23 protein-coding genes and 1 pseudogene are annotated in these 26,584 nt (G+C 57.4%); 7 read left to right on the forward strand and 17 right to left on the reverse strand.

From position 1 onward, the window contains the following. Positions 1-10 precede the first annotated feature (10 nt). The 7 genes and pseudogenes from NTX17_09205 to NTX17_09235 all read right to left on the reverse strand — a co-directional run bounded on the left by NTX17_09205 (position 11) and on the right by NTX17_09235 (position 6,877). Positions 11-1,480: an NADH-quinone oxidoreductase subunit N gene (locus NTX17_09205; GenBank protein MCX5801548.1), complete on the reverse strand. Its 1,470-nt coding sequence runs from the start codon at positions 1,478-1,480 to the stop codon at positions 11-13. Between the two features lie 294 nt (positions 1,481-1,774). Beyond that, positions 1,775-2,059 (reverse strand): annotated as a pseudogene (gene nuoK / locus NTX17_09210) (NADH-quinone oxidoreductase subunit NuoK). Positions 2,060-2,071: 12 nt separating this feature from the next. Next, positions 2,072-2,584, reverse strand: a complete 513-nt coding sequence (locus tag NTX17_09215) for an NADH-quinone oxidoreductase subunit J (protein MCX5801549.1) — start codon at positions 2,582-2,584, stop codon at positions 2,072-2,074. Between the two features lie 51 nt (positions 2,585-2,635). After that, complete coding sequence (nuoH, locus tag NTX17_09220; GenBank protein ID MCX5801550.1) at positions 2,636-3,619, reverse strand: NADH-quinone oxidoreductase subunit NuoH; 984 nt, start codon at positions 3,617-3,619, stop codon at positions 2,636-2,638. A 90-nt stretch (positions 3,620-3,709) separates the two neighbouring features. Further along, positions 3,710-4,069 (reverse strand): NADH-quinone oxidoreductase subunit A, encoded by a 360-nt coding sequence (locus NTX17_09225; protein MCX5801551.1) that lies wholly within the window; start codon positions 4,067-4,069, stop codon positions 3,710-3,712. 159 nt (positions 4,070-4,228) lie between these two features. Then, positions 4,229-5,170 carry a DUF4097 family beta strand repeat-containing protein gene (locus tag NTX17_09230; GenBank protein ID MCX5801552.1) on the reverse strand — a complete coding sequence of 314 codons (942 nt, stop codon included), beginning with the start codon at positions 5,168-5,170 and terminating at the stop codon, positions 4,229-4,231. A gap of 156 nt (positions 5,171-5,326) precedes the next feature. Then, the gene (locus NTX17_09235; GenBank protein MCX5801553.1) at positions 5,327-6,877 is read right to left on the reverse strand and encodes an acyl-CoA carboxylase subunit beta; all 1,551 of its coding nucleotides are present in this window, start codon (positions 6,875-6,877) and stop codon (positions 5,327-5,329) included. A 493-nt stretch (positions 6,878-7,370) separates the two neighbouring features. Here NTX17_09235 and accC point away from each other — a divergent pair, with 493 nt between their 5' ends. From accC to mce, 4 genes are all read left to right on the forward strand, one after another. Next, positions 7,371-8,894, forward strand: a complete 1,524-nt coding sequence (gene accC, locus NTX17_09240) for an acetyl-CoA carboxylase biotin carboxylase subunit (protein ID MCX5801554.1) — start codon at positions 7,371-7,373, stop codon at positions 8,892-8,894. Further along, the gene (locus NTX17_09245) at positions 8,869-9,375 is read left to right on the forward strand and encodes a hypothetical protein (protein ID MCX5801555.1); all 507 of its coding nucleotides are present in this window, start codon (positions 8,869-8,871) and stop codon (positions 9,373-9,375) included. The genes accC and NTX17_09245 overlap by 26 nt, the downstream gene beginning before the upstream one ends. Positions 9,376-9,486: 111 nt before the next feature. Further along, on the forward strand, positions 9,487-11,148 hold the full coding sequence (locus tag NTX17_09250) for a methylmalonyl-CoA mutase family protein (protein ID MCX5801556.1): 1,662 nt from the start codon (positions 9,487-9,489) through the stop codon (positions 11,146-11,148). Positions 11,149-11,169: 21 nt separating this feature from the next. Then, on the forward strand, positions 11,170-11,670 hold the full coding sequence (gene mce, locus NTX17_09255) for a methylmalonyl-CoA epimerase (GenBank protein ID MCX5801557.1): 501 nt from the start codon (positions 11,170-11,172) through the stop codon (positions 11,668-11,670). Between the two features lie 45 nt (positions 11,671-11,715). Here mce and NTX17_09260 read toward each other — a convergent pair whose 3' ends face one another. The 10 genes from NTX17_09260 to NTX17_09305 form a co-directional block, all read right to left on the reverse strand. After that, positions 11,716-12,801 (reverse strand): DUF362 domain-containing protein, encoded by a 1,086-nt coding sequence (locus tag NTX17_09260; protein ID MCX5801558.1) that lies wholly within the window; start codon positions 12,799-12,801, stop codon positions 11,716-11,718. A 114-nt stretch (positions 12,802-12,915) separates the two neighbouring features. Further along, positions 12,916-14,064 (reverse strand): acyl-CoA dehydrogenase, encoded by a 1,149-nt coding sequence (locus NTX17_09265; GenBank protein MCX5801559.1) that lies wholly within the window; start codon positions 14,062-14,064, stop codon positions 12,916-12,918. Positions 14,065-14,135: 71 nt separating this feature from the next. Beyond that, positions 14,136-14,987 carry a 3-hydroxybutyryl-CoA dehydrogenase gene (locus NTX17_09270; protein ID MCX5801560.1) on the reverse strand — a complete coding sequence of 284 codons (852 nt, stop codon included), beginning with the start codon at positions 14,985-14,987 and terminating at the stop codon, positions 14,136-14,138. Between the two features lie 4 nt (positions 14,988-14,991). Beyond that, the gene (locus NTX17_09275) at positions 14,992-16,176 is read right to left on the reverse strand and encodes an acetyl-CoA C-acetyltransferase (protein MCX5801561.1); all 1,185 of its coding nucleotides are present in this window, start codon (positions 16,174-16,176) and stop codon (positions 14,992-14,994) included. A gap of 25 nt (positions 16,177-16,201) precedes the next feature. Continuing rightward, a complete protein-coding gene (locus NTX17_09280) occupies positions 16,202-17,335 on the reverse strand; it encodes an acyl-CoA dehydrogenase (protein MCX5801562.1) in 1,134 nt (377 codons plus the stop codon). A gap of 11 nt (positions 17,336-17,346) precedes the next feature. Beyond that, positions 17,347-18,021 (reverse strand): hypothetical protein, encoded by a 675-nt coding sequence (locus NTX17_09285; protein MCX5801563.1) that lies wholly within the window; start codon positions 18,019-18,021, stop codon positions 17,347-17,349. Between the two features lie 61 nt (positions 18,022-18,082). Continuing rightward, a complete protein-coding gene (locus tag NTX17_09290; GenBank protein MCX5801564.1) occupies positions 18,083-18,496 on the reverse strand; it encodes a cobalamin B12-binding domain-containing protein in 414 nt (137 codons plus the stop codon). A 60-nt stretch (positions 18,497-18,556) separates the two neighbouring features. Continuing rightward, on the reverse strand, positions 18,557-20,209 hold the full coding sequence (locus NTX17_09295) for a methylmalonyl-CoA mutase family protein (protein ID MCX5801565.1): 1,653 nt from the start codon (positions 20,207-20,209) through the stop codon (positions 18,557-18,559). Between the two features lie 71 nt (positions 20,210-20,280). Then, positions 20,281-21,246 carry a methylmalonyl Co-A mutase-associated GTPase MeaB gene (gene meaB / locus NTX17_09300; GenBank protein ID MCX5801566.1) on the reverse strand — a complete coding sequence of 322 codons (966 nt, stop codon included), beginning with the start codon at positions 21,244-21,246 and terminating at the stop codon, positions 20,281-20,283. A gap of 58 nt (positions 21,247-21,304) precedes the next feature. Next, positions 21,305-21,838 (reverse strand): cob(I)yrinic acid a,c-diamide adenosyltransferase, encoded by a 534-nt coding sequence (locus NTX17_09305; GenBank protein MCX5801567.1) that lies wholly within the window; start codon positions 21,836-21,838, stop codon positions 21,305-21,307. A 489-nt stretch (positions 21,839-22,327) separates the two neighbouring features. On the opposite strand from NTX17_09305, the gene NTX17_09310 reads away from it, so the two are divergent. Genes NTX17_09310 through NTX17_09320 form a run of 3 tightly spaced genes read left to right on the forward strand, consistent with a single transcriptional unit; the run spans position 22,328 to position 26,563 of the window. Then, positions 22,328-23,119 carry a hypothetical protein gene (locus NTX17_09310; protein MCX5801568.1) on the forward strand — a complete coding sequence of 264 codons (792 nt, stop codon included), beginning with the start codon at positions 22,328-22,330 and terminating at the stop codon, positions 23,117-23,119. Next, a complete protein-coding gene (locus tag NTX17_09315) occupies positions 23,119-25,551 on the forward strand; it encodes a fibronectin type III domain-containing protein (GenBank protein MCX5801569.1) in 2,433 nt (810 codons plus the stop codon). Before NTX17_09310 ends, NTX17_09315 begins: the two co-directional genes overlap by 1 nt. Further along, a complete protein-coding gene (locus NTX17_09320) occupies positions 25,481-26,563 on the forward strand; it encodes a right-handed parallel beta-helix repeat-containing protein (protein ID MCX5801570.1) in 1,083 nt (360 codons plus the stop codon). Before NTX17_09315 ends, NTX17_09320 begins: the two co-directional genes overlap by 71 nt. Positions 26,564-26,584 lie beyond the last annotated feature (21 nt).

Raw genomic sequence — 26,584 nt, forward strand, 5'->3', positions numbered from 1 at the left:
GATTGCGGTTCTAGAAGATCGCTGCGACCGCCGAGGCAACAAGACTCGCAACACCCGACGGAAAAATCCCAATCACAATTGTGCCAAGAACACAGATCGTAAGGGCCACGATTGTCGCCCGCGACGAGGAGACTTCTATTCCCTCGGATTCTTCCTTCTTGTACATGAGGAACACCACTCTCATGTAGATGTATACCGACACCAGACTATTCAAGACGCCGATGACGGCCAGGCTCGCGTACCCGGCCCCAACAGCGGCGCTGAATACGTAGAACTTGCCGAAGAAGCCCGCCGTAGGAGGGATCCCCGCGAGGGAGATCATGAAGACCGCCATGGCCACGGACAGGAAAGGATGACGTTTGGCGATACCCGAGAAAGACGATATCTCGACGGCCTCGACCTCGGCCCGTGTCAATAGGGTCACCACTCCAAACGCCCCGATCGTCATGAACGTGTAGGCAAGGACGTAGAAAAGGACGCCGGAGTAACCCGCCTCGGTCCCGGCAGTGAGAGCCACGAGGACATATCCGGCGTGGGCGATGCTGGAGTATGCGAGCATGCGCTTGATGTTCGTCTGCACCACGGCGACGACGTTCCCCAGGGTCATCGTGCACACCGCCGCCACCCAGAGAATCCTGGAGAGGTCGAGCTGGATTACGGGCACGCTGACGGCAAAGATCCTGATGAATGCCGCCAGAGCCGCCGCCTTCGAAATCACCGACATGTAGCCGGTTATCGACGTCGGCGCACCCTCGTAAACGTCGGGAATCCACATGTGGAATGGGACGGAGCCGACTTTGAAAAGGAGCCCCACCAGCAGCATGGCGCAGGCAGCGAGCACCAGCGGGCTCGGCAACCGCGAACCCGAGGAAAGCATAAATTGTAGGTTCGTGTACAGCGTGCTCCCGGTGGCGCCGTAGCAGAGCGCAATTCCGTAGAGGAAGAAACCGGAAGCAAAGGCTCCGAGGACAAAGTATTTCACGGCCGCCTCGACGGAGATACTTCTTTCCCTGAAGAATCCGCTCAGCACGCATAGACAAAGCGAGAAGATCTCAAGACCCAGGAAGAGGACCACCAGATCCCCTGCCGACGCCATCAGCATCGCTCCTGAGGTCGCGAACAGCATGAGTGAGTAGTACTCTCCTCGCTGGATGTTCTCCCTTCTTGCGTACGAGGACGAAATTAGCAGCACAAGTGCAGTCCCCAACAGAAACAGAAGCCAGAAAAACGAGGAGAACCTATCAAGGCTGATTGCGCCTCCGAAACCGTCGATTTTCCTGCCCCACAACAATGCGATCGAGATTGCTGCGACCACGACGCCGAGCAACGAAACGTACACCAGGATCCACTTCCTCCTCACCGGCAACAACATGTCTGCCAGAAGCACGACGATCGCGGAGCCGACCACAATGGTGAAAGGCAAGGCGGCAGCGAAACCCATGTCGGAAAATCGCAGTACCGAAGTCTCGGAACCTACCATCACATCTCCGGTCTAATTCAATTCCACGACCCGTCTGATCAGCTTCGACGCCGGTGTGACCTTTCGCACCGACTACTTCAACAACCAGAAGGCAAGGACGGCGATCGCACCCAGGGCGACCGACAGAGCGTAACTCTGAAGCGCGCCTGTTCGGACGCGCCTCAACGCTCTGCTTCCGGCTTTTGCCGCGGAGGTCGAGCCGTTCACCGCGCCGCCCGTGACCGGCGAATCAAACGACCTCCAGAGCGTAGACGCAAGCCTCGCCGCCGGCCTCACTAAAACAGCACCATGAATCTCGTCGACGTTCGTGGTCTCCCTGACCCTGAAGACGGCCAGCACGATGGCAAGCCCTACCGCCACTTCCGCCGCGGCTATCGTCATCACAAAAAGCGCAATTATCTGTCCGTCCATGTTGCCGATCGCCCGCGAGAAAGCCACGAAGGCCAGGTTGGCCGCGTTCAGCATGAGCTCCACGGACATCAGGACCACGAGCAGGCTCCTTCTGAGAAGAACTCCACTCACTCCGATGACAAAGAGCATGGCACTGACTGCAAGATAGTGACTGAGTGTCACCGGCATCGCCCCTCCTTCCTACGTTTCTTTCTTCTTCACGACGACGACGGCACCTACGACGGCGACGAGAAGAAGAACGGAGGCGACTTCGAATTGGAACAGGTAGCGTGCGAAAAGCTCCCTGCCGACGGCCTGCACCGTGCCGAAGGTCAGGCTCGGCTGCGTCATCCACGCCTCCTTCTTGACCCACATCGCGCCGGCAACGGCTATGATGAGAGTCTGGATTAGAAGCACTACCATCAGGACAACCGCCGCGAGCCTGTGCGCCAAAGACGAATGGAAAACCGTCACTTCTTTCTTCACGTTGAGCAGCATGACGACAAACAAGAACAGCACCACTATTGCTCCGGCATACACGATCACCTGCAAGGCCGCCACGAACTGTGCGCTCAGGAGAAGAAACAGAAGCGCGAGCGACAACAGACAGACGACCAGGAACAGAACGCTGTGCACCGGGTTTTTTCTCGATACGACCAGTGTCGCAGAGCTAACCGCAACCAGAGCACCCACAAAAAAGAGCAGGTTGGTCAACTAGACCCCCCCTTCTGCGAACCCTTAGTATTGCGAGAACGGTTTCCATCTTCAGTCCACCAGAGCGAGGACAACGCCCGTTGCGACGATGTTCGCGACGGAAAGCGGCAGGAGCACCTTCCAACTGAACTTCATCAACTGGTCGTATCTGAATCTGGGCAGCGTTGCTCTCACCCAGACAAACAGAAACAACAAGACAAAGACTTTCACCAGAAACCAGACCACGGGGGGCAGGAAGGGTCCCTGCCAACCGCCGAGGTACAGTGTCGTGACCATGGCCGAGGCCGTGATCATGTTTCCGTATTCTCCGAGGAAGAACATTGCGAATTTCGTGCTGCCGTATTCAGTGTGGAACCCGCCTACGAGCTCGTTCTCGGCCTCGAGCAGGTCGAAGGGAAGCCTGTTCACCTCGGCAAACGAGGCCACAAGGAAGACCAAGAAGCCCATTGGTTGCAGGACCAGGAACCACAAGTGCGCTTGACCGTCCACCAGATCCGAGAGACTCATTGAGCGCGTGATCATGACGACGCCTATTACGGAAAAGGCGAGGCAGAGCTCGTAGCTCACCATCTGTGCCGCCGAACGAAGTCCTCCCATTAGCGGGTACTTGCTGTTAGAAGCCCAGGCCCCGAATATGATGCCGTAGACTCCCAGCGAAGAGATGGCAAACACGTAAAGAACCCCGATGTTCACGTCCGCAACGGAGAGAGATATCTTGCGGCCGAACAGATGTATCTCGTTGCCAAACGGGATAACGGCAAACGTGGCAAACGCCGCGGCCAGCGACAGAACGTGGGCGAGAATGTATATGGGGCGGTCCGCCTGTGACGGAACAATGTCCTCTTTGAGCAACAGCTTTATCCCGTCCGCGATGGGCTCCAGAATGCCCGCGGGATCCACCCTGGTCGGTCCCACGCGCACCCGTGTGCGGGCCACAACCTTCCTCTCCAAAAGAGTGAGATAAGCCACCGTGAGCAGCAGCGCCACGAAAACCACGACGGACTTGATTAACGCAAGCAACACGTACTCAAGCACTGACTTTCTTCAACCTCACTCTGGTGACGGGTTCTCCGGTTCCAGTGAGTTCGAGCGCGCTTTCGGACAATTCAGTTCCCTGCACGTCTCTCAATCCTCCCAGTCAAACACGCCCTTCTTCCACAGGTAGACATATCCGATGAAGAGAATAAGCATGAAAAGACCCATTTCTGCCAGGCCGACGAAACGCATCCTTCGGTACACCACGGCCCACGGATAGAGGAAGGCCGCCTCGATGTCGAAAATCAGAAACACCATCGCGATCAGATAGAACCGCACGGGGATGGGCTTCCTTGCGTCGCCACTCGGGACGATTCCACATTCGTAAGGTGAAAGCTTGGCCGAGGTGGGTTTCTTGCGGCCGAGAAAGTGGGAGAGAGCCAGCACCGCCAGTGCCGCGGACGCCGTGAGTGTTATCCAGATGAGAACGGGAACGTATTTCAAGAGCATGAAGCAGAGCCTTCGGAAAGAACCCTCGCAAGACCGGGACAGACTCAACAAACCGGAGAGAAGTGTCGGCTCTGAATGCTAGAGCAACGGATGTGGGGTGTCAAGCGGTCATAGTTGATCCGGACGGTATCGGTACATGATCGGCACACAAACGGCAAGCTAGTCGCCGGATTCCTCCCCTTCGGCGCCGCTGGCTCTGACCTTTATCGAACCATCCGTCGTGGAAACAGAGACGGTGCCGCCACCACGTCCGAGTCTTGCGGATACCTTTCGCTCCGTCATCGCGCTGAGTTCGGCAGGAACAGCGATAGAAATGTGTCCGTCCGTGGTCGAGGCCTCAAGGTCGGCCGACAGGGAGGGAGGAACGCCCAACGTTATCGACCCGCAGACGGACGAGAGCACCCATTGTCGTGACACCGCGCTGCCCTCGGCGGCCTCAACGCGGATCCCTCCGTCAACCGACTTGACGCTCAAGCCCGAGAGTATCCCTCGGACCCTGATGCCACCGTCCGTCGTATTGACGCTCACGTCTCCGCTGACGTCCTTGATCGAGCAGCCGCCGTCTACGGTCCGGCACTCGATTGCACCCTCCACACCTTGGGCGTCGATCGATCCGTCCACGGTGGAGAGTTTGTGCGCACCCTTGATCTCGCTCACGCGCACGTCGCCGTCGACCGTAGAAACAGCGAGGGCACACTCTCTGGGAACGGACAGCTCGATGTCGACCTTCCAGTCCGACCCGAGGCGCCACAACTCCGAGAGTTCCGTGTGTCTCTTCCTTTCCACTCTGATGGAGAGCGAATTGTCCTCGTGGGATATTATGACGTCTATTTCTTTCATCAACTTGAGAGCATCCTTCTCGTTTTCCGCCCTCACGCTGACCACGCCTGTGACGGAGACTTCATTCTTGTCCCACGCGTTCACGTGAACAAAACCGTCGAGATTTTTCACGGTGACGCGCGCGGGAGTCCTTATGGCGTACGACTTCTCGAACTCATTCTTGTACCGGTTCCAGTCGTGGCGTGCTCCACCAACGCAACAGCACGAAGAAAACAGAAGCGCAAAGCACAGAACTCCAAACAGAAGCACTCTCGTCTTCATGAGAACCTCCTGCAAAAATCACACCGTCCTAAAGTCAGGTCGTCTTGGGTCGTCGCATGCAAGGCGTCACCCTCCGCAAAACGGACACAATCGCGGTGTCACCGAGCGGAGGGCGGCCTAGCGGTTAATACGTCGGATTCCCCTCGGAAGTTTCGACTAAAGCGGAATGTTCCCGTGCTTCTTCGGAGGCAGGCTCTGCCTCTTGTTCTGGAGCATCTCGAGGGCGCTTATGAGCCGCGGCCTCGTCTCCTGGGGCTCTATGACGTCGTCCAAGTATCCGAGTTCCGCTGCTATGTATGGGTTCGCGAACTTCTCGTTGTACTCCTCGACGAATTTCGCTCTGGCGGCCTCCGGGTCCTTGGCCTCCGCGATCTCTCTCCGATACATGATGTTGACGGCGCCCTCGGCGCCCATGACAGCGAGTTGAGCAGTGGGCCAGGCCACGTTGTAGTCGCCGCGCACGTGCTTGCTGGACATGACGTCGTATGCGCCGCCGTAAGCCTTCCTGGTAATCACTGTCAGCTTCGGGACCGTGGCTTCACAGTACGCGTACAGCAACTTGGCGCCGTGCTTGATGATCCCGCCGTACTCCTGTTCGGTACCGGGAAGAAAGCCGGGCACGTCCTCAAAAGTCACGACGGGGACGTTGAAGGCATCGCAAAATCTCACAAATCTCGCCGCCTTGATTGACGACTTTATGTCCAGAACGCCGGCCAGCACCTTCGGCTGGTTGGCCACGATCCCGACGGATCTCCCGTCGAGGCGCGCAAAACCGACCGTGATGTTCTCCGCGTAGTCCTTCTGGACCTCGAAATACTCTCCGTCGTCCACCACCCTCTTTATGATCTCTTTGATGTCGTAGGGCTTGCTCGGATCGTCGGGGACAATCTCGGCCAGCTCCGGGTCCATCCTGTTGGGGTCGTCGGTGCACGCCGTCCTGGGGGGATCTTCCATGTTGTTCTGCGGCACGTAGCTCAGAAGCTTCCTGATGTGCTGTATGCCGTCGCGACAGTCTTCTGCCGCAAAATGCGCAACCCCGCTCTTCGTGCTGTGCGTTATCGCTCCGCCCAATTGTTCAAACGTGACGTTCTCGTTCGTCACGCTTTTTATCACGTCGGGGCCGGTCACAAACATGTGGCTCGTGCCCTTCACCATTACGATGAAATCCGTGATTGCGGGCGAATACACTGCCCCTCCGGCACAGGGGCCGAAGACTGCAGAAATCTGAGGCACGACACCGGAGGCGAGAGTGTTCCTAAGAAAGATCTCCGCGTAGCCCCCGAGGCTCGATACGCCTTCTTGTATTCTGGCTCCGCCGGAGTCGTTCAGTCCCACTATCGGCGCACCGTTCATCAATGCCAGATCCATGATGTTGCATATCTTCTTTGCGTTTTCCTCGCTGAGCGTGCCTCCGAAGACCGTGAAGTCCTGGGCAAAGACGTACGTCAGCCTGCCGTCGATGCGGCCGTGGCCCGCGACTACCCCGTCTCCGGTTATCCTCTTCGAATACATCCCGAAGTCGCGACACCTGTGCGTGACAAACACACCCAACTCCTGAAACGTGCCTCTGTCCAGCAGGAGCTCGATTGACTCTCTGGCCGTAAGCCTTCCGGAAGCGTGAATCTTCTGAATTCTCTCGGCCCCCCCACCGAGCAGGGCCTTCTTCTTGCGACTTCTGAGCTCCCTGATCCGAGCTTCGTTTCCCATTTTCCTACCTCCTGGTACAAAGCGCAAAACCCGTGGGCTGGGGGGCCCGAGGCGAGATCGCCTGGGCGTGAGAGTTGAGCCAACCGCACTCGTCGTGCGCGCCAATCGCGACCGGCACCGGCACCCAAAGCTAACGCCGGCGCGCGGCCCGGTCAAGCACGGAATGTGGGCGGGAGTGGCGCGCCTCGGTTACGCGCCGCCTCCAGTCCGCCTTGAAAAGACAGACACCGAGTGCTATATTTGGGTGTGGAAAACGCCTGATCTCCAAGATGCTCGTTCTCACGGGTGTCTGAAGTCGTGTGTCACGCCGCTCGCGGCGCGGTCAGAAAGGGAGCGCGTCAAGGATGAATCTTGGAAGAATAGTGGCCTTGCTCTTGGTGGTGTTCTGTCTTCTGGTGCTGGTGGGATACTTGGTGCATCTCCACCCCGGCATAGGGTTGCGATAAGATCGTGAGTTCAACCACCCGCGCACAGTAGGGGCAGGAGAAACCTGTTGCTCAAACGAGTTCTCATTGCCAATCGTGGAGAGATCGCTGTCAGGATCATCAGAGCCCTGAAGGAGACGGGTATTACCGCCATAGCGGTCTACTCAGACGCTGACAGAGAGTCTCTGCACGTGAGACTGGCCGACGAAGCTTACCGAATCGGACCTCCGCCCAGTGAAGAAAGTTACCTGAGAATAGACACCATCGTCTCGACGGCCAAGAAAGTCAAGGCCGACGCGATTCATCCCGGCTACGGCTTCCTGGCGGAGAACGAGGATTTTGCCGCAGAATGTGAGGCGAGGCGGGTGATTTTCATAGGCCCTCCGAGCAGCGCCATCAAGGCGATGGGAAACAAGCTGGTCGCCCGAAAAACTGCCGTCGCCGCCAAAGTGCCGATCATTCCGGGCACCACCACCGCCACGAGAGATTTGAAGCAGGCCAAAGCTGCGGCCAAAAAGCTGGGCTATCCGATCATGGTCAAGGCTGCGGCAGGTGGAGGTGGAAAGGGACTCCGGGTCGTGAGAAGCGATGAAGAGCTTGAGAGCTCAATCCGACTCACCCGGGGCGAGGCCAAGGCGGCCTTCGGGAACGACGAGCTCTACATCGAAAGATATATCCCCAGACCCAGACACATCGAGATGCAGATACTGGCCGACAAGCACGGCAACTGCGTCTATCTCGGAGAAAGAGAATGCTCCATTCAGAGGAGACATCAGAAAGTAATCGAGGAGACGCCTTCGGTCGTAGTGACTCCCGCGATGAGAAAGCAGATGGGCGAGGCCGCCCTAAGAATCGCAAAAGCGGTGGGCTACACAAACGCCGGCACGGTCGAGTTCATTGTTGACGAGAAGCGCGATTTCTATTTCCTGGAGATGAACACGCGACTCCAGGTGGAACACCCCGTGACCGAACTCGTGACGGGCATAGACATAGTGAAAGAGCAACTGCGCATCGCCGCGGGAGAGAAGCTGTCCTTCGAGCAAGACCAGATCTCCCCGCGCGGCCATGCGATCGAGTGCCGCATTTACGCCGAGGACCCGTACAACTCGTTTCTTCCCTCCGCAGGAAGAATCCGACGGCTCAGGCTTCCGGAAGGTCCGGGAATCAGGAACGACACGGGGATCTTCCAGGGATACGAGGTCAGCGTCTATTACGATCCGCTCCTGGCGAAACTTGTCGTCTGGGCAAACACCAGGAATGAGGCCATGGAGCGCGCCCGGCGAGCCCTGCGCGAGTATTTGATCGACGGGGTGGCGACGACTATCCCCTTCCACAAGTGGATAATGGAACAGGAGGAGTTTGAGAAAGGAAACATACACGCCGACTTCATAGACGCGAACTTTACTGGAGCTACCCCGATGGAGGACGAAGAACTCCTCAGGGCCGCCCTCATTTCTGCGACGCTTGACGTCTTCGAGAAGGGGAAAAAAGTCTACGTGCCTCCGACAAGCGAAGGAAAGGCGCGAGGTGGCGCCTGGAAGCTCTACGGAAAGCTGAGAGGACCTCATGAAGTATATCGCCTCGGTAGATAAGAGACGGTACGAACTGGACGTGGAGCTTCAGAACGGAAGACACGTGGTGAGGCTCGGAGGAAAGAAATACGAGGTCGATCTACGAAGGATCCCCGGCAGTCCGGTCTTCTCGATGCTGATAGCAGGCAAGTCCTACGAGGTTGACGTGAGACGCGAGGCCGAATGGTTGAATGTTTCCGTCCAGGGCGAGTTGTATCGCATCTCCGTCAAGGAAGAGCTGTGGGCCACGGCCGCCGCCACGACGGCAACGAGCGCCGAGAGCGGCGTCTATCACCTCAAGACGCCCATGCCCGGACTCGTCGTGGACATCAGAACCAGAGTCGGAGATAAGGTACAACGGGGGCAGGCCCTCATGGTGATAGAGGCCATGAAAATGCAGAACGAGCTCTACGCCCAGGCGGGCGGAACAGTGAAGGAAATCCGTGTGAAGGAGCAAGACGCGGTAGACCCTACCAGGATATTGATGGTCATAGAATCGTAATCTCTCGCGTGGCCGTGAGGCGGGTACAGGCGCGATGCATCCGGCACGGCCGCTCGGCGGGCGCGAGCGTAGTTTCGGGACGAGGATCTCCAGTAAGAGCACGAGTCTTCCATGGCTGAGAACAAACAGGAAAAGCTCCGAGCCGAACTTGAGAAATGGAAACAGGCGCTACCTCCACCGAACAAGCCCGGCGAGAAAATACTTCACTTCGAAACGCAGAGCGGAATTCCCTTCCGAGAACTCTACACTCCTCTCGACACGCCGTCTTTCGATTATCAAGAGAAACTCGGCTTCCCAGGCGAGTCGCCCTTCACCAGAGGAATCCAACCCACCATGTACAGGGGGAAACTCTGGACGATGCGGCAGTACGCCGGTTTCGGCTCCGCAGAAGATACAAACCGCAGGTTTCACTATCTCTTGAATGCCGGGCAGACGGGCCTGAGTGTCGCCTTCGACTTGCCTACGCAGATGGGCTACGATTCCGACCACGAGCTTTCCCAAGGGGAGGTGGGCAGAGTCGGAGTCGCCATAGATTCCGTGGACGACATGGAGACTCTCTTCCGGGGAATACCGCTGGACAAGGTGAGCACGTCCATGACCATAAACGCCACGGCCATGGTCCTGCTTGCCATGTACATCGCAATCGCCGAACGCGCCGGAATCAAGGGTGAGTCGCTGACCGGAACCATCCAGAACGACATTCTCAAGGAGTACGTGGCCCGCGGAACCTACATATTCCCTCCGCGCGAGTCGATGAGACTCACCACCGACATCTTCGCCTATTGCAGAGACCGGCTTCCGTCCTGGAACCCGATAAGCGTGAGCGGCTACCACATCAGAGAAGCGGGCTCGACGGCCGTGCAGGAAGTGGCCTTCACTTTCGCCAACGCCGTGGCGTACGTGGAGGCGGCAATAGATGCCGGACTTGGGGTAGACGAGTTTGCGCCGCGGATTTCCTTCTTCTTCAATTCGCACAGCAATTTCTTCGAGGAAACGGCCAAGTTCAGGGCAGCAAGAAGGCTCTGGGCAAAGATCATGAGACACAAGTTTGGTGCGAAAGCGCCTGCCTCGATGCGGCTCCGTTTTCACACTCAGACCGCGGGCTCGACGCTCACTGCGCAGCAACCCGAGAACAACGTGGTCAGAGTGGCACTTCAGGCTCTCGCCGCCGTCCTGGGGGGAACACAGTCTCTCCACACCAATTCCTTTGACGAGGCCCTCAATCTCCCCTCCGAGACCTCGGTTCGGACGGCGCTGCGTACCCAGCAGTTGATCGCAGAAGAGACGGGTGTGGCCGACGTGGTCGATCCGCTGGGAGGTTCCTATTTCGTCGAATGGCTCACGGACAGGATTGAGGAGAAGGTCGAGGAATACATCAAGAAGATAGAGAACATGGGTGGGGCCGTCGCGGCGATAGAACGAGGTTACATGCAGCAGGAGATACACGAAAGTGCTTACAAGTATCAGAAAATGGTTGAAGAAGACCGCGTAACTATCGTGGGATTAAACAAATACAGAACCGATGAAGACCCGGGTCCGTCGAGCTTTTCTCACGATCCCGAGATAGAACGGCGGCAGCACGAGCGGCTTCGCACTGCCAGGGCGTCTCGCGGTGAGGAATGGAAGTCTTCTCTCACCGCTCTCAGGAGGGCCGCGGAAGGAAAAGAAAACCTCTTTCCCTACATCCTCTCTGCCGTGAAGGCCAAGGCCACTCTGGGAGAGACGTGTGATGTATTGAGAGAGGCGTGGGGCGAGTACAAGAGGAAACAGTAACAGCAGAACAAGGAGGTGGCCTTGAGAGAAAAACGTACCAGAGCTTCGGCGAGAACGAAACCGACTAACCCCTCGCCGGCAAAGGCGCCCGCTCGGAATGCGATCCCGTCTGCGCCTCCGTTCTCGACCGGAATCGAACACATCGGAATCGCCGTGAAGGACATCGACAAGGCCGCGGCTTCGATGCGCACGATTCTCGGCGCCAGGGTCCTCGAGACGATAGTGTCCCAGGAACGCGGCCTCAAGCTCGCCTTTCTTGACGTGTCGGGCACCAGGGTGGAGCTGTTGGAGCCCCTCACAAAAGAAGGAACCGTGGCGAAATTCCTGGAGACCAAGGGTGAGGGGTTTCATCACATCGCGTTCAAAGTCCGTGACATTCAGAAAACGCTCTCTCTTCTGAGGCAGGCAGGGGTCAAGCTGGTCGAGCCGGCGCCGCAAAAAGGCGCGCACGGGAACCTGTTGGCCTTCATCCATCCTTCGTCCGCGTGCGGCGTGCTGGTTGAGCTTTGCGAGAGGAAATGAGACGAATCTCCGGACGTTGATAGGCCGCGTGATTCTGAGGGCGCCCTAGTACCTCTCGAACAGCTTTCCCCACTCCGTCTTCATGAACTCCGCCACGCGTTTCTTGCCAACGCACGGATACCAGTAGACGTCGTGGTACAGCCTGGAGGCCAGGAAGGACCAGGGCACAATCGGACTCCTCAGCAGGCATTTCTCAAACGGCTTTAGAGGACCGTGGTAAATCATTTTCTGGCCGCGACTTGCGAACGTCTCCTCGTTTGCCTTGAAGTGGAAATTGACGCCACTCACGTCTTCTCCGACTATCTCGATCTTGCTGACGTCGCCGCAGCCAAGCCCTTTCTCGTGAGCCAGGCGGATGAACTTGAGCGAGAGGGGGTCAAAGCCCATCATCTTTGCCGCCACCGCATCAATGGCCACCGAGTCTCCACTCGCAAGGATGTAGTTCTTGACGTGAGGCCGCATCGCCCTCGGTCCCGGGCCGTCACCGGCCACGGTTCCGTCCATCACGGCAAAGACTCCCTTGTGGATTTCCTTCTGAATGACGAGGAGATCCACCAGCGTCTCGTGAATCACCCCGTGGGTCCAATGTCGCCGCTCTTGTAGAAGTCCTCCGAACGCGTTCTTCATGGCCCCCGTCATCGTCGTAAAAACGTGAGTCTTCATCGTGGGAAGGTGGATGATGCTCTGCCCGATGAGCGGCTCGGGAATGTAGATCCCGTCCGGAAAGACCTTGTCGAGTGCGAGCATCGGCTCCTTGGGCTCGTAACGGACCCACTGCACGGCAGGCTCGTTCAGGAAAATCGGCTCCAGACCGTATTTCCTGAGAATGGGCTCGAGCTTGTTGTTGACCTGTCCGGGGTGAGGGTCCACCACGACGGTGCTGTTGTGCACGGGTATGAGTTTCTTCGTGTCGTAGCCGTCGGAGACCAGTTTCTTGATGACTCCCTCTAGTTGCCAGGGGCTCGTGGAGCAGCCTGGAAAATAGTGGTGCCAGGAGATGTTTATCTTGAGACACACCTGTGCCTCGGTAGAGACGAAGTCCCGGTAGTGCGCAAGGTCCAGGAGCTTCCCGAAATCGTCCACCACTGTCTCGGGTTTCGTCTTCAAGACTGCCACAACCGAACGGTTCACTTGACTCTCCTTCCCCTTCCGCAGACTACCCCTTGAAAAGCGCCGGAGGGCGTCTTTGTGGCCATCAATCGCCGGCCGGCCTCGCAGAGCCCTACTTACCTGGCGAAACGCACGCTACACGATTTCTCTCAAAACAGACGCTGCAATGACCATCTTCTGCACTTCCGAGGTGCCTTCGTAGATCTGCGTGATTTTGGCGTCCCTGTAGTTCCGCTCGACTGAATACTCCCTCGTGTAGCCGTAGCCGCCGTGAATCTGTATGGCATCGGAAGCGCATTTCGTGGCCAGCTCCGAGGCAAAGAGCTTGGCCATGGCGGCCTCCTTCGAGAAGTACTTCTGTGTGTCTTTCGCAACGGCCGCCTTATACACGAGCAGCCTCGCCGCCTCAATGTTTACGGCCATCTCGGCGATCATCCACTGGATGGCCTGGAATTCCGCGATGGCCTTCCCGAATTGCTGGCGCTGCTTCGAGTATCTGACGGCAGTCTCGAAAGCCGCCTCGGCAATGCCGAGTGCCTGCGCCGCCACCCCGATCCGACCTCCGTCCAAGGCCTTCAGGGCGACCTTGAAACCCTCGTTCACGTTCCCGAGAACGTTCTCTTTCGGGACTCTCAAATCCGTCATGACGAGTTCGGCGGTGCTTGACGCCCTTATTCCGAGTTTGTGCTCGAGCGAGCCCACCTTGAACCCGTTCCATCCCTTTTCCACTATGAAGGCGGTGATTCCCTTCACTCCCTTGGACTTGTCCGTCGCGGCGAGAAGAATCACGAAGTCGGCCATGTTTCCGCTCGTGACGAATATCTTCGTGCCGTTTATGACGTAGCTGTCCCCGTCAAGGATTGCCGTCGTCTGCTGGTTGCCGGCGTCGCTTCCTGCGTTGGGTTCCGTGAGAGAGAAGGCACCCAGCTTCTGGCCCTGCGCCAGCGGAGTGAGATATTTTTTCTTGTGCTCGTCCGTTCCAAACTCATGAATCGGACAGCAGACGAGCGAGTTGTTGACCGACATTATGATGGCCGTCGATGCACATTTCTTTGCGATTTCGACGAGCGCAAGCACGTAGCTGAGTGTGTCGTATCCCGCCCCACCGTACTGGGTCGGAACGGTCATGCCCATGAACCCCAACTGACCAAGCTTCTTCACAATCTCGGCGGGAAACTTCTCCTCCTCGTCCAACTGCGCTGCCACAGGTCCTATTTCCTTCTGGGCGAAGTCTCTGGCGGCGTCCTGAATCATTTTCTGTTCGTCAGTCAACTCAAACTTCATGTTTTCCTCCCTCTAGACAGACGCAGTCCCACACGGGAAGCGTTCGCACATGAACAAGTGGCTGCCCGCGCCTACTTGTAATCGTAGAATCCCTTGCCTGCCTTTCTCCCGAGGTAGCCCGCGGCGACCATCTTACGGAGCAGAGGACAAGGTCTGTACTTGGAATCGGAGAATCCCGTGAAGAGGACCTCCATGATGTTGAGACAAATATCCAGGCCGATGAGATCGGCCAACTGAAGCGGCCCCATGGGATGGTTCATGCCGAGCTTCATGACCGTGTCTATGGCCTCCTTTGTCGCGACTCCCTCCATGAGGGCGTAGACGGCCTCGTTGATCATCGGCATCAGAACACGGTTCGAGATGAATCCCGGAAAATCGTTCACTTCAACCGGGGTCTTGCCTATCTTCGTGCCGAGCTCGAAGATGGTCTTGAACGTTTCGTCACTCGTGGCTATGCCCCTTATTATCTCGACGAGCTGCATCATGGGCACGGGGTTCATGAAGTGCATGCCTATGAACCTGTCCGCCCTCTTGGTGACCGCGGCTATCTGCGTGATTGAGATGGATGAAGTGTTGCTCGCAAGGATTGTCTCGGCCGGACACATCGAGTCGAGCTTCTTGAAAAGGCCCGTCTTGGTGTCCGCATCCTCGACTATGGCCTCCACTATCAACTGCGACTTGCAGGCGTCGGCGAGATCAAGGCTGCCCTTGATTCTGCTCAACGTGGCGTCCTTCACTTCCTGAGTGATCTTCTGCTTTTCAAGCATGCGGCCGAGGTTCTTTTCTATGGTGCCTCTGGCCCTGTCGATAAACTCCTGCTTGACATCAACGATGGTGACGGGGAATCCGTTCTGAGCAAAGACGTGGGCGATCCCGTTCCCCATGGTTCCCGCCCCGATGACGCTGATAGTTTCGATCTTCATGACATCACCTCATTTCGACGCTGAGGGCGACGGCGTTGCCGCCTCCCAGACAGAGTGTTGCTAGGCCGGCCTTGGCCTGCCTCTCCTTCATGGCATACAGCAAAGTCGTGAGAATCCTGGCGCCGCTGGCGCCGATCGGATGGCCGAGGGCAACCGAGCCACCGCGGACGTTGACGCGACTCCAGTCCCAACCGAGTCCCTTGCCGTCTGCCAGCGCCTGCGCGCTGAAGGCTTCGTTTGCCTCGATGAGGTCGAAATAATCCATCTTCTTCCCCAGCTTCTGGAGCAGGGCCTTGACGGCGAGGATGGGTGACTCAAAGAGATCGGCCGGCGGCGTTCCGGCCGTGGTGTAGCCGGTGATCGTTGCGAGAGGCGTCACTCCGAGCTTCGTTGCGGCGTCCGACGACATCACGACCACCGCTGCGGCGCCGTCGTTCGTCGAGGGAGCATTACCGGCGGTTATGGTCCCGTCCTTTGAGAACACCGGACGCAGCTTGGAAAGCGACTCGACGGAGCAGTCGGCTCTCGGCCCCTCGTCCGTAGTAAAGAAAATGGGGTCGCCCTTCTTCTGCGGAATCTCGAAGGCCACGATTTCCTGAGCGAACTTCCCTTCCTTCATGGCGCGCACGGCCTTCGCGTGGCTTTCCGCTGCGTAGCGGTCCTGGTCTTCCCGAGTGATGCCGAACTTCTTCGCAGTCCCTTCGGCAAGAATCCCCATGTGACAGTTCCCGTAGGGATCCCAGAGTCCATCGGAAACCATCGAGTCAAGGAGCTGCCCGTGTCCCAGTTTGTATCCGGTCCTCGCCTGGGCAAGAAGATAGGGACAATTGCTCATGCTTTCCATGCCGCCGGCCACGGCCACTTCAATGTCACCGGCCTTGATTGCCTGGGCAGCGAAAACGACGGCCTTCAAACTGGACGCACAGACTTTGTTGATCGTGACGGCGCCGACAGTGTCGGGAATGCCTGCCGCCAGGGCAGCCTGTCTTGCTGGCGCTTGGCCGACGCCGGCCTGCACCACGTTACCCATCAGCACTTCATCCACATCGGAACTCTTGATGCCGGCCCTCTTGACGGCCTCCTTGATCGCGACTGCTCCGAGTTTTGGAGCAGAAAAACCCGAGAGGCTTCCGAGAAAACGGCCGATAGCGGTGCGAGCTGCGCTAGCAATGACGACTTCTGTAGCCATGCCATTCACTCCTTGTCTGAGGTTTCTATCGCAGAAGTTCCCTCGCGATGATAAGTCTTTGAATCTCCGACGTTCCCTCCCCTATCTCGGTCAGTTTTGCATCTCTGAAGTATCGTTCAACCGGATAATCCTTCATGTAACCGTAACCACCGTGTATCTGAATGGCCTTTGTCGTCGCCCGCATTGCAGTTTCCGCGGCAAAGAGTTTACACATGGCGGACTGGGAAGTGACCTTGGCCCCCTTGTCTTTCTGCCTGGCCGCGTAGTACACGAGATGCCTGGACGCGGCAATCTCGGTGGCCATGTCTGCGAGCATCCACTGAATCGCCTGAAACTCACAGATCGGTTGTCCGAATTGTTTGCGCTCCTTCGAGTACTTGACGCTCGCGTCGAGCGCACCCTGGGCGATACCGAGGGCGAGCGCACCGATACTTATTCTCCCGCCGTCCAGCGCGTTCATGAAAATCGAGAAGCCCTGGCCTTCCTTGCCCAGCAGATTCTCGCGGGGAATGCGACAGTCTCTGAACACAAGCTCACAAGTATCGGAACCCCGCAACCCAAGCTTGTTTTCTTTGGTGCCCGCCGAAAATCCCGGCGTGCCCTTCTCCACGATGAATGCGCTTATCCCCTTCGTACCCTTGCCCTTCTCCGTCAACGCGGTGGCAACACAGATCTCCGCTACGCTGGCGCTTGTTATGAAGATCTTTGTGCCGTTGATAACGTAGCTGTCCCCGTCCCTCACGGCCGTAGTCTCGGTGCCGGCGGCATCCGAACCTGCGTTTGGCTCCGTGAGCCCAAACGCGCCTATCTTCTCGCCGCTGGCGAGGGGCACCAGGTACTTCTTCTTCTGATCCTCGGTGCCAAAAGCGTAGATGGGATAGCAGCCAAGCGAGACATGCGCGGCAAGCGTGATGCCGGTAGAACCGCAAACCCTCGATAACTCCTCAACGGCTATTGCGTAGGAAACGGTGTCAAGGCCGGCGCCACCGTACTCCGCAGGAAAGCAAATCCCCATGAGCCCCATCTCGCCCATCTTCTTGATGGTATCCCAGGGGAACTCGCACGTCTCGTCGATCTCTTTTGCCTTGGGCTCGACAACCTCCAGAGCGAACTTTCTGACTGTCTTCCTGACCATTTCCTGTTCGGGCGTGAGCTCCATCGTCTTCTCCTTCAACGAAATGTGACGCCAAGGCCGACCGCGACACCCACAAAATCAAAACCTTTCTTCGGGACGGCGACACTCTGTTCTTCATCCGCGGACGCGAGTGCACCGATGCCCCCAAACGAACCCTCTATGAAAGCGGAAAAGGGCGACTTTCCGAATCCCACCTTGCTCCCGACGGACACCGAGTAGCAAACGCGAACGGCCGACTCGGACTTCCGCCGGCTCGTGCTCTTGCCCTCGTATTCCACCGAGGTGAGAGTAGGTCCCACGCCCAGACCAAGGTATGGAGAAAGGGTGTTCTCCCGTCCTGCGGGAAAGATTCTCGCAAACAGTTTGACGCCCGCGTTCGACAGCCTCTTCTCAACGCTCTCAAGACTGTCGCTGTAACCCGGCACCGACCCTTGGTAAGAATCGGCGTTGTCAGCGTAATCCACCGAGACGCCCATCGCCCAAGAATCACCGCCTATGCCGAGCGCAGCCGAAGGGGACTTTGTGTCAAAAAACCAGGGAGTCTCCTCTGCCTCACTCACAAAGAGATAACCCAAGGAAGCGTCCAGGCTGAGCAACAGGCGGGCGTACGCGAAAGTGGGCGCGCACAAGAGCAAGACGAGCGCGACGAGAGACGCGGCCGCGAAGACGCCCGTGTAATGACCCTGAATTCCTCTGTAGGCGCGACTCAACTCTCGACTCCCGCTGTTCAAGAAAACACGGCCGCACACCGGACGTTATACGGCCTCGCCATCATACGTTTGCTCTGGACGAGCCTTCGAACCACTCTTTCAGGTAGCCCGTGATTTCCGTCGTCCGAGAACCAGGGCCAAAAATCCGCGCAACTCCGATCTTCTGCAACTTGTCGACGTCGCCCTGCGGAACAATGCCGCCACCCACGATAAGTACGTCGTCCACGCCCTTCGCCCTGAGAAGCTCAAGCACTCTCGGGAAGAGGGTCATGTGAGCCCCCGAAAGGATGCTCAATCCTATGACGTCCACGTCCTCCTGTATGGCGGCCGCCACAATCATCTCCGGCGTTTGGTGCAGGCCCGTGTAGATCACTTCCATGCCTGCATCGCGCAAGGCGCTTGCGACAACCTTCGCTCCCCTGTCGTGACCGTCCAAGCCGGGCTTGGCAACAAGCACCCTCACTTTTCTCTGCATACTGTTCCTCCGGCTCTCGCGCCACGCGAAGCTCTTCGAATAACGCGAAGTCGCTCGAAATCAGAAAATCGGGATCTCCTTGTATTCTCCAAAAACCGACTTGAGCACGTCTGTCATCTCACCGAGCGTAGCGTAGGCACGCGAGGCCTCGAGAATGGGCGGCATGAGATTGTCGGTGCCCTGCGCGGCCCTCTTCAAGGCTTCCAGGCGGCGTCTCACAAGCTCGGAATCTCTTCTCGCCCTCAACGCCTTCACCCTGGCAACTTGAACTCGCTCCACCTCCTGGTCGATCGTGAGAAGGGGGATTTCGATTTTCTCGTTCTCGACGACGTACTCGTTCACCCCGACGATTATCCTTTTCTTGCCTTCGATCTCTTTCTGGTATCTGTAGGCGGCGTCGGAGATCTCTTTCTGGAAAAAGCCCTTCTCGATCGCCCTGACGACTCCGCCGAGACGTTCAATCTTGTCGAAGTACTCGTAGGCCCTTTTCTCAAGTCTGTTCGTCGCGGCTTCGACGTAGTAAGAACCTGCGAGAGGATCGACGGTGTCCGGGACGCCGGTCTCGAAGGCGATGACTTGCTGCGTTCTCAAGGCCACCTGCACGGCCTTTTCTGAAGGAAGCGCGAGGGTTTCGTCCATCGAATTAGTGTGGAGTGACTGGGTGCCTCCCAGCACCGCCGCGAGCGCCTCGTAGGCCGTTCTCACGATGTTGTTCTCGGGCTGCTGAGCCGTCAGGGAACAACCGGCGGTCTGCGTGTGAAATCTCAAGAGCAACGACTCTTTCTTCTTTGCACCGTATTTCTCTTTCATCTCGCGTGCCCAGATTCGGCGCGCCGCACGGTACTTGGCGATCTCCTCGAAGAAATCTATGTGAGAATTGAAGAAAAAGGAAAGCCTCGGCGCGAAGCGATCGACGTCGAGACCTGCCTTGATACCCGCTTCCACGTAGCCAAATCCGTCAGCCAGCGTGAACGCCAACTCCTGGGCGGCGGTTGAGCCCGCTTCTCTGATGTGATACCCGCTGATGCTTATCGTGTTCCATTTAGGAACGTGATCGGAACAGAAAGCCATGATGTCCGTAATGATTCGCATCGAGGGATCCGGCGGGAATATCCAGCTCTTCTGAGCGATGTATTCTTTGAGAATGTCGTTCTGGATCGTGCCCGAAATCCTGTCGGGACTCACTCCCTGCTTCTCAGCCACGCAGATGTAGAACGCAAGGAGAATGGCGGCAGGGGCATTGATCGTCATGGAAGTGCTGACCCTGTCCAGCGGAATCCCGTCAAACAGGACCTCCATGTCTTCGAGGGAATCGATTGCAACTCCGCAGCGTCCCACTTCGCCCGCCGCCTTCGGGTGATCGGAGTCGTAGCCCATTATGGTGGGCATGTGGAAGGCGACGCTCAAGCCCGTCTGGCCCCGGTCAAGAAGGAAGTGATATCTCCGGTTCGAATCCATGGCAGTTCCGAACCCCGAGAACTGCCGCATCGTCCAGAGCCTTCCCCTGTACATGTTGTCTCTGACTCCCCTCGTAAAAGGATACTCACCGGGGAAACCGAGATCCTTCAGGTACTCCATGTCCGGTATATCATCCGGGGAATAGAGTATCTCCACCGGCTCACCGGATATGCTCTGGAAAAGAGCGTCCCTTTGCGGAGAAGACTTCTCGTATTTCTCTTTCCACTTCGTCTTTGCTTGTCTCATCGTCTCCATGTCATCCATGGCGACACCCTACCTCACGTCTCGACCGAGACACCACCAGACCGATCCTGTAACACCTCGATTCACGAGTCGCCGGCCGTTTTCAGACTTCTCAGAAGACTCTCGGCCGACCGGTACGGAGTCGACGCGCCGGCAAGCACCTTCGTCGTCTCGTCGTCTATCAACTGCGAAAGCTGATTCTGTTTCCACTCTCTTTCCAGTATGCGCGCGCGCACAACACCCGTTATCTTGGACCGCACACACTCTCTGCGTCTGATTTCAATCTTGCCAGAGGAGACGAGAATCCCCAGACGTTCTTCTATTCTGCGAAAGAGTTCGTCCACGCCTTTCCCGTCCAGTGCGACGGTAGAGACGACAGGGGGCCTCCATCCGTTGTCAGTCTGTTTGAGCTCGAGCGCAGATTCGAGTGCCCTTCTGGCGAGCTCTGCACCTTCTCTGTCGGACTTGTTCATGACAAATATGTCGCCTATCTCCATGAGACCGGCCTTCATGGCCTGGATGCCGTCGCCCGATTCCGGCACCAGTACGACGACCGTGCTGTGCGCAGCTTCCGCCACTTCGAGCTCGCTCTGCCCGACACCGACGGTCTCCACGACTATTCTGTCGGCCCCGAAAGCGTCCAGCACCTCACAGACGTCGAGCGTCTTCCACGCCACGCCGCCGCTACTCCCACGAGAAGCCATGCTGCGTATGAAGACGTCTTCGTCCAGAAACACTCTACTCATCCGAACTCTGTCCCCGAGAAGCGCACCACCGGAGAAGGGACTCGTCGGGTCCACGGCGACAATACTCACTTTCAGTGAGGACTCCCGCATTTGAAGGGCGAGTTGCTCTACGAGAGTGCTTTTCCCCGCACCCGGGGGTCCGGTTATGCCGATACGCAGGGCTCTGCCGGTCATCGGATAGAGGGCGTCGAGAATTGCGGCCGAGTCGGGATGGTCATTCTCGACCATGGTGATTATCCGAGAAAGCGCGACTCTGTCGCCGTCACGAAAGCTGTTGAGAAGACTCTCGGTCGATCTTGCCACTACGATTATCCCACGAGAGACGTTTCTTCCGGCAGGAAAACCCTCGGGCGATCGAAACCTAGTATTCGATGCCCTCTCTGGCTTCCACTCCCGCCACGTAATGATGTTTAACTTCAAGCATCTCGCTCACTGTGTGAGCGGCGGCTCTGAGCTTCTCGTGAGCGTATCTTCCGGTCAGAATGAGCTCGACATGTGGAGGCCTTTGCTCCAGGAGGTTAAGCACGTGGTCGAGAGGTATCAGCCCGTAGTCCACGGCGACGTTCACCTCATCCAGGATGATCATGTCGTACTCGTCGGACCCCAATGCCTCTCGCGCCTTGTCGAAACCCTTGCGAGCAAGCTCGACGTCCTCGGCGCAGGGATTCCCCTTCTCCACGAAAGAGTCTCTGCCGAATTGGATTATTTCGAATCCGGGAACATGCTTGACCGCGTCGAGCTCCCCGTATCGCCTGCCCTTCATGAACTGTATCATGAGAACCTTGAATCCGTGTCCGGCGGCTCTCAGGCCGCACCCGAGGGCGGCGGTAGTCTTGCCCTTGCCGCTGCCGGTGAAAACCTGCACGGTGCCCTTCTTGAATCTCTTCTGCTTCATACGTCCCGGGCCTGCGAACCTCAAGGCAGAACACGCGATACGCCAAAACGTTTAAGTCTACATCCGGACGGGCGTCAAGTCAAATGGTTTTCGCCTCGATGTCAAGTCAAAGGGAAAGGTAGTTTCTCGCGAGTGCCAGCGGCTGGCCGGCGTCTGACGCCACGGCCATCCTGTGTCCACAATCGACCCTGCGGAGTTGACCCCACAGATGCAGAAATTAGCAGAAAGAACACTTGACAGGACATGCGGCTTACTTAGAATATGTGATGAACTAGGCAGCGGCAGACGAGATATCACGATCTACCTTATTTGTGAGCCCGGGTACGCCCGTGCTAGCCCGCGCTGGGCGCGCCAATAGACACACTGGCCCACTAACACTTCTTGATGCTTTCTAATAAGAGGAAGGTTCCTCTCATGAAGTGCTTATCTGTCAGCCTACGTTTCCCATGTCTCCACTCTCAACCTCATATCGGGAAGGGGATTCCTCTTATGAAACACTCATTCCTCTGGGCGTTGGTTCTTCTTGTGTTGTGGTCTGTGCCTGGCTGCAGCTCGACCGAGAGCAAGCACAGCGCCACGATCGTGATTGCTGAAGGCAACTCGCTGGTCTACAAGAAGGCCGGGCCGAATGAGCCTACAACGTTCTACGGGACCGGGAGCAGGATAGTTGTGGAGTTGATCGGTGACACCTGCTACGTGAACGGTCAGGCTTACCTGCCCCAGCCCGCTGTCCCACCGACGGTATATCCCCTGGAAACCCTGAAGAGTAAGTACGGCAAGGTGCCGTTTGTCCTGGAGTATGTGCGCGGTCACTCCGGTGATGAGACGGAGGTGTGGAACGAGGCTTGTCGTGAGTGGGAGGAGCAACCGCTGTTACTGGCGCGCGAGGTGGTGCGGCGGTATGCATCCGACGTGCGGAGTCATAGCATGACTCCTGAGGCTGCAGCGGATACCGCGGTGGCGACGCTGCGTGCGAGCCCTTTTGTAGTGTCTGCGCACGAGGATGAGCGCTCTCGCCAAGGCAACTTGGTGTGCCGCATGATTTCGGTGCAGTGGGCAGGAGAAAGTGATTGGGAATTGCTCCTGCTTGATCCTCACCCCATTCTGGATTGGCCTCGTCCGAAGCCCATGAAGCTGGAGGAGTTCAAGTCTTTTGTTCACCTCTTGCGCAGCCTGGAGGGCAAGGGCCCCGTCACTATCGAGCTCAAGGGAGGCAACCTGAATTACATCAGCGGCCCCGGTACTCGGGAGAGAATAGAGGAGCAGAGGAGGGGTGAGTGATGAAGGCGTCCAAGCTCTGTCTGGTGGGGCTACTGGCTATGCTTATGATCCCGGCCGTTTTTTCGTCCGTGTGGTCAGACCGCTGCCATAGCACCAACACCGGTGTTCTTGGTTGGTATCCCGTGTTTTGGGATGAGCGGGATTCCTGTGGTTGTACGTACCACGAAATGATAGATAATCTTGTGTACGGGGCTTCAAAGGTGGATGCAAGCGCCAAGTACTATGTCCAATTTGACAAGAACGATCCGCCGGAACCCATCTCTACTCTTTATAGGGAGGCGCCCTCGCATCGGACCGTGTTCGTCGCCAGTCATGGTAACCCCTGGGGATTTGTCGGCGCCTTCTACAATGACTCGACCTCCCGGAATACTGCCTATACCCAGTTGGTTCAAGCCGGTTGGCGTGACAGCATCGAGATCTGGAAGACCAAGCCGCCTCCCGCCTACGGTATCTGGGTCTGGAATGCAGGCATCAGTAACAAGATCGCCGGGCGCATGGATTCGGAGCGCATCATCGGAGGCTTCTACTGCTACTCGATGTCTACGATGTCATCCTGGGGCGTCGCTACGAACGGCCCGGGAACCTTCTTCGGCTTCGCAGACACCGTAGGCTGTGAGAAGTGCGATATCATGGAGACCATCATCGCTAGGATGGGTTGTCTTTCGCCCTGGTACGGTCCTCAGGCTGAAGATGCGGTTCGCTTTATGACGGACGATGTGACCCTGGTGGGCCACAAGCACAACCAGTACAATTGCCGTTGTCGCGGTTGTCGGGGTCACTGCGTCGATAGTACTGAGGTCCAGCCCTTGGGGGGGTGCAACAGGCTCACCTGGACGGCCTATTGTGAATACACTTATTGCATCTACAGGAGCGACCATCCCTGGGGTCCCTACGTGCAGCTCACCGGGAATGCGGAAATCACCACGGAGGACTTGATCCACTTCACATGCATGGACAACACAGTTGAGTATTCGCGCCCATACTGGTACAGGTTCTGGGATGACGTGTATGTCGGCTCTGGGACACCCGAGGGTCTACCGGAGCCGACTCTTCCGAGCAGGCCGACGGGTCTCATCGCAGTTGGGGATACCACGGACTGTGGCGATACTGTCTTCCTCTCGTGGGGGGAGAGCGCGGGAGCAGACTCATACTATGTTTTCCGGTGTGTCAGTGAGACTCTTGACGAGTGCGTTCCAGTGCCTGAGTTTCTTGGATCGACTACATCCCTAAACTACGCTGACACTACGGCGGGCCCGGAGCTTACCTATTCTTACAGTGTGTTGGCTTGGAACGAGACTGGCTCGTCTGAGGAAAGCGCGGCAGTGTCGATACGGAAGCTTGAGAATGTATCGCCCACGGCATCTCTGGTTTGGGTGAACGACGACAATCTGCTGCTGTGTCCGGGCGGGGATGCAGACTCACTTGTTATAGGCGTGATCCTTCTGGATGTTTGTGGGGCATTCGTCGGGGGCGAACCTCCGTCCGAGGTGTACGCCGTGCTTGTTAAGAGTGAGGGGGACGTGCACGTTTGCGGCGGCGACACGCTGAGACCGTCTAGTGCGACTGACGGAACCGGGCATACACAAATTGTGGCTCATCACATTGGTGGATGTGGGACTGTAGGCGTGCGCGTCTACGCGGAGGGCCAGGTGCTTGCTCAACAACCCACGGTTGTCTTGAGGGGTCCCGATCTTAACGCAGACGGTGCCGTTGACCTGCTTGACTGGGTGAGGTGGGTCGCTGGAGGCGAATGCACCGATCTCAACTGGGACGGGATAGAGGGAAACACACTTGATTGGATCATTTTCAATGCGCACTGGCCTCACACAGCTAATCCTACAATTGCAGTCAACGCCCCGAACGGATCTGAGTGGTGGAACGACGGCGATGAGAAGGAGATTACCTGGCAGTTCACTCCAACGCAGATGCGGAATGCGTACAACAAGGTGGATCTGTCCCTTTCCGTTGACGGAGGTGCAACCTACACCCAGCCCATAGACAGCCTCCTGGCAAATGACGGCTCCTGCGTGTGGACGATTCCTCAAGAGCTATCCTCCGGGGAGTGCAAGGTGAGGGCAATAGCGAGAGACGTCCATGGGTGCAGCGTATCGGACGTGAGCGATACATGCTTCGCGATTGCGGCAGTGAAAAGTGGCTTTGTGGCTACGGACACGACTTGGGGCTCACCCGTGAGCGTGGTTGGCGACGTTGTCGTGGTAGAGGGAGCGCGTCTCGACTTAGTTCCTGGCGCCGTTGTGAGATTTGACACTCTGGACGCTCTTCAAGGAGGAGCGGACACAGGGAAATGCGAGCTCATTGTCATGGGTGGCATAGAGGCACAGGGTAGCGAGGCGAAGCGGGGTGGAGCTTTCGTCGCTTTCGGACGCTCCTCAGGCCAGCGATTGGCGTGGGATAAGGCTTACGCCCACTAGTTCGGACAACCTGCTAGACAACTGCGTGATCAAGTACGCCTACACCGGTATCGAGGCTTGCACGACTGCTGTCAGCGTGGATTCATGCACGATTTCTGATTTCTCGAACGACGGGGTAAAGGCAAGCGGTTCAACTGTGACGATAACGGGTAACAGCATATCGCTTGGGAGCACGGGGGTGAGAGGGATCGAGCTTGTGAACACGAGCGGGAGTGCTAGTTACAACGTGATTAGTGGGTCTTCTCAGGGTACTCGTTACGGGGTACAGTGTTCCGGCGCCGGTTCAGTGTCGCTGTCGCACAATGAGTTTGAGGGCATGTACATTGGGATCAAGGGGTACGGGACCTCTCAGTTGGACATCAGCGACAATCTCCTTACGGGCAATGTGTCGCAGGGAGTTGGTGCCGAGGGTAGTTGTGAGATGACCCTGAGGAGGAATCGCATTAGTGACTACGGGTACTTCGGGGTTGCGTTGAAGAACAGCGCTTACGTGAACCTTGGTGCGGAGCCAGACTCCGGTATGAACAGTATTCCGAAGAGGCCTCCTGTGAGCAGTTATTGTGTGCTGAACAAGAGGACGGTCACGGTGATGGCGGAGGCGAACTGGTGGGGTACGGACATGCCTCTTCCGAGCTACTTCTATGGTCCCGTGGATCGGATTCCGTATCTTACGGAGGATCCCCAGTTGGAGTTTGCCATGAGGGCGCCGGAGCAGGTCTTGGTGATTCCGAGGGCAGCTTACGTCGTGCAGAACTATCCCAACCCGATGAATCCTGTGACGACGATTGAGTACGGGGTGCCAGAGGACGGGGCGCGGGTAGCGGTGAAGGTGTTTGACGTTTCGGGGCACCTTGTGAGGGTGCTTGTCGATGGGGTCAAGCCTAAAGGGGTACATGTCGTGAGTTGGGATGGTGAGAGTGAGGCCGGGCGGCGTGTTGCTTCTGGGGTATACGTGTACGAGGCAGTGATAGGTGAGTATCGAGTGAGCAAGAAGATTGTGGTTCTGAAGTAGCCCTTGAGGGGAAGAGGTGAG

It is taken from the genome of Candidatus Eisenbacteria bacterium (assembly GCA_026388185.1).
GTDB lineage: Bacteria > Eisenbacteria > RBG-16-71-46 > JAFGJU01 > JAFGJU01 > JAPLKG01.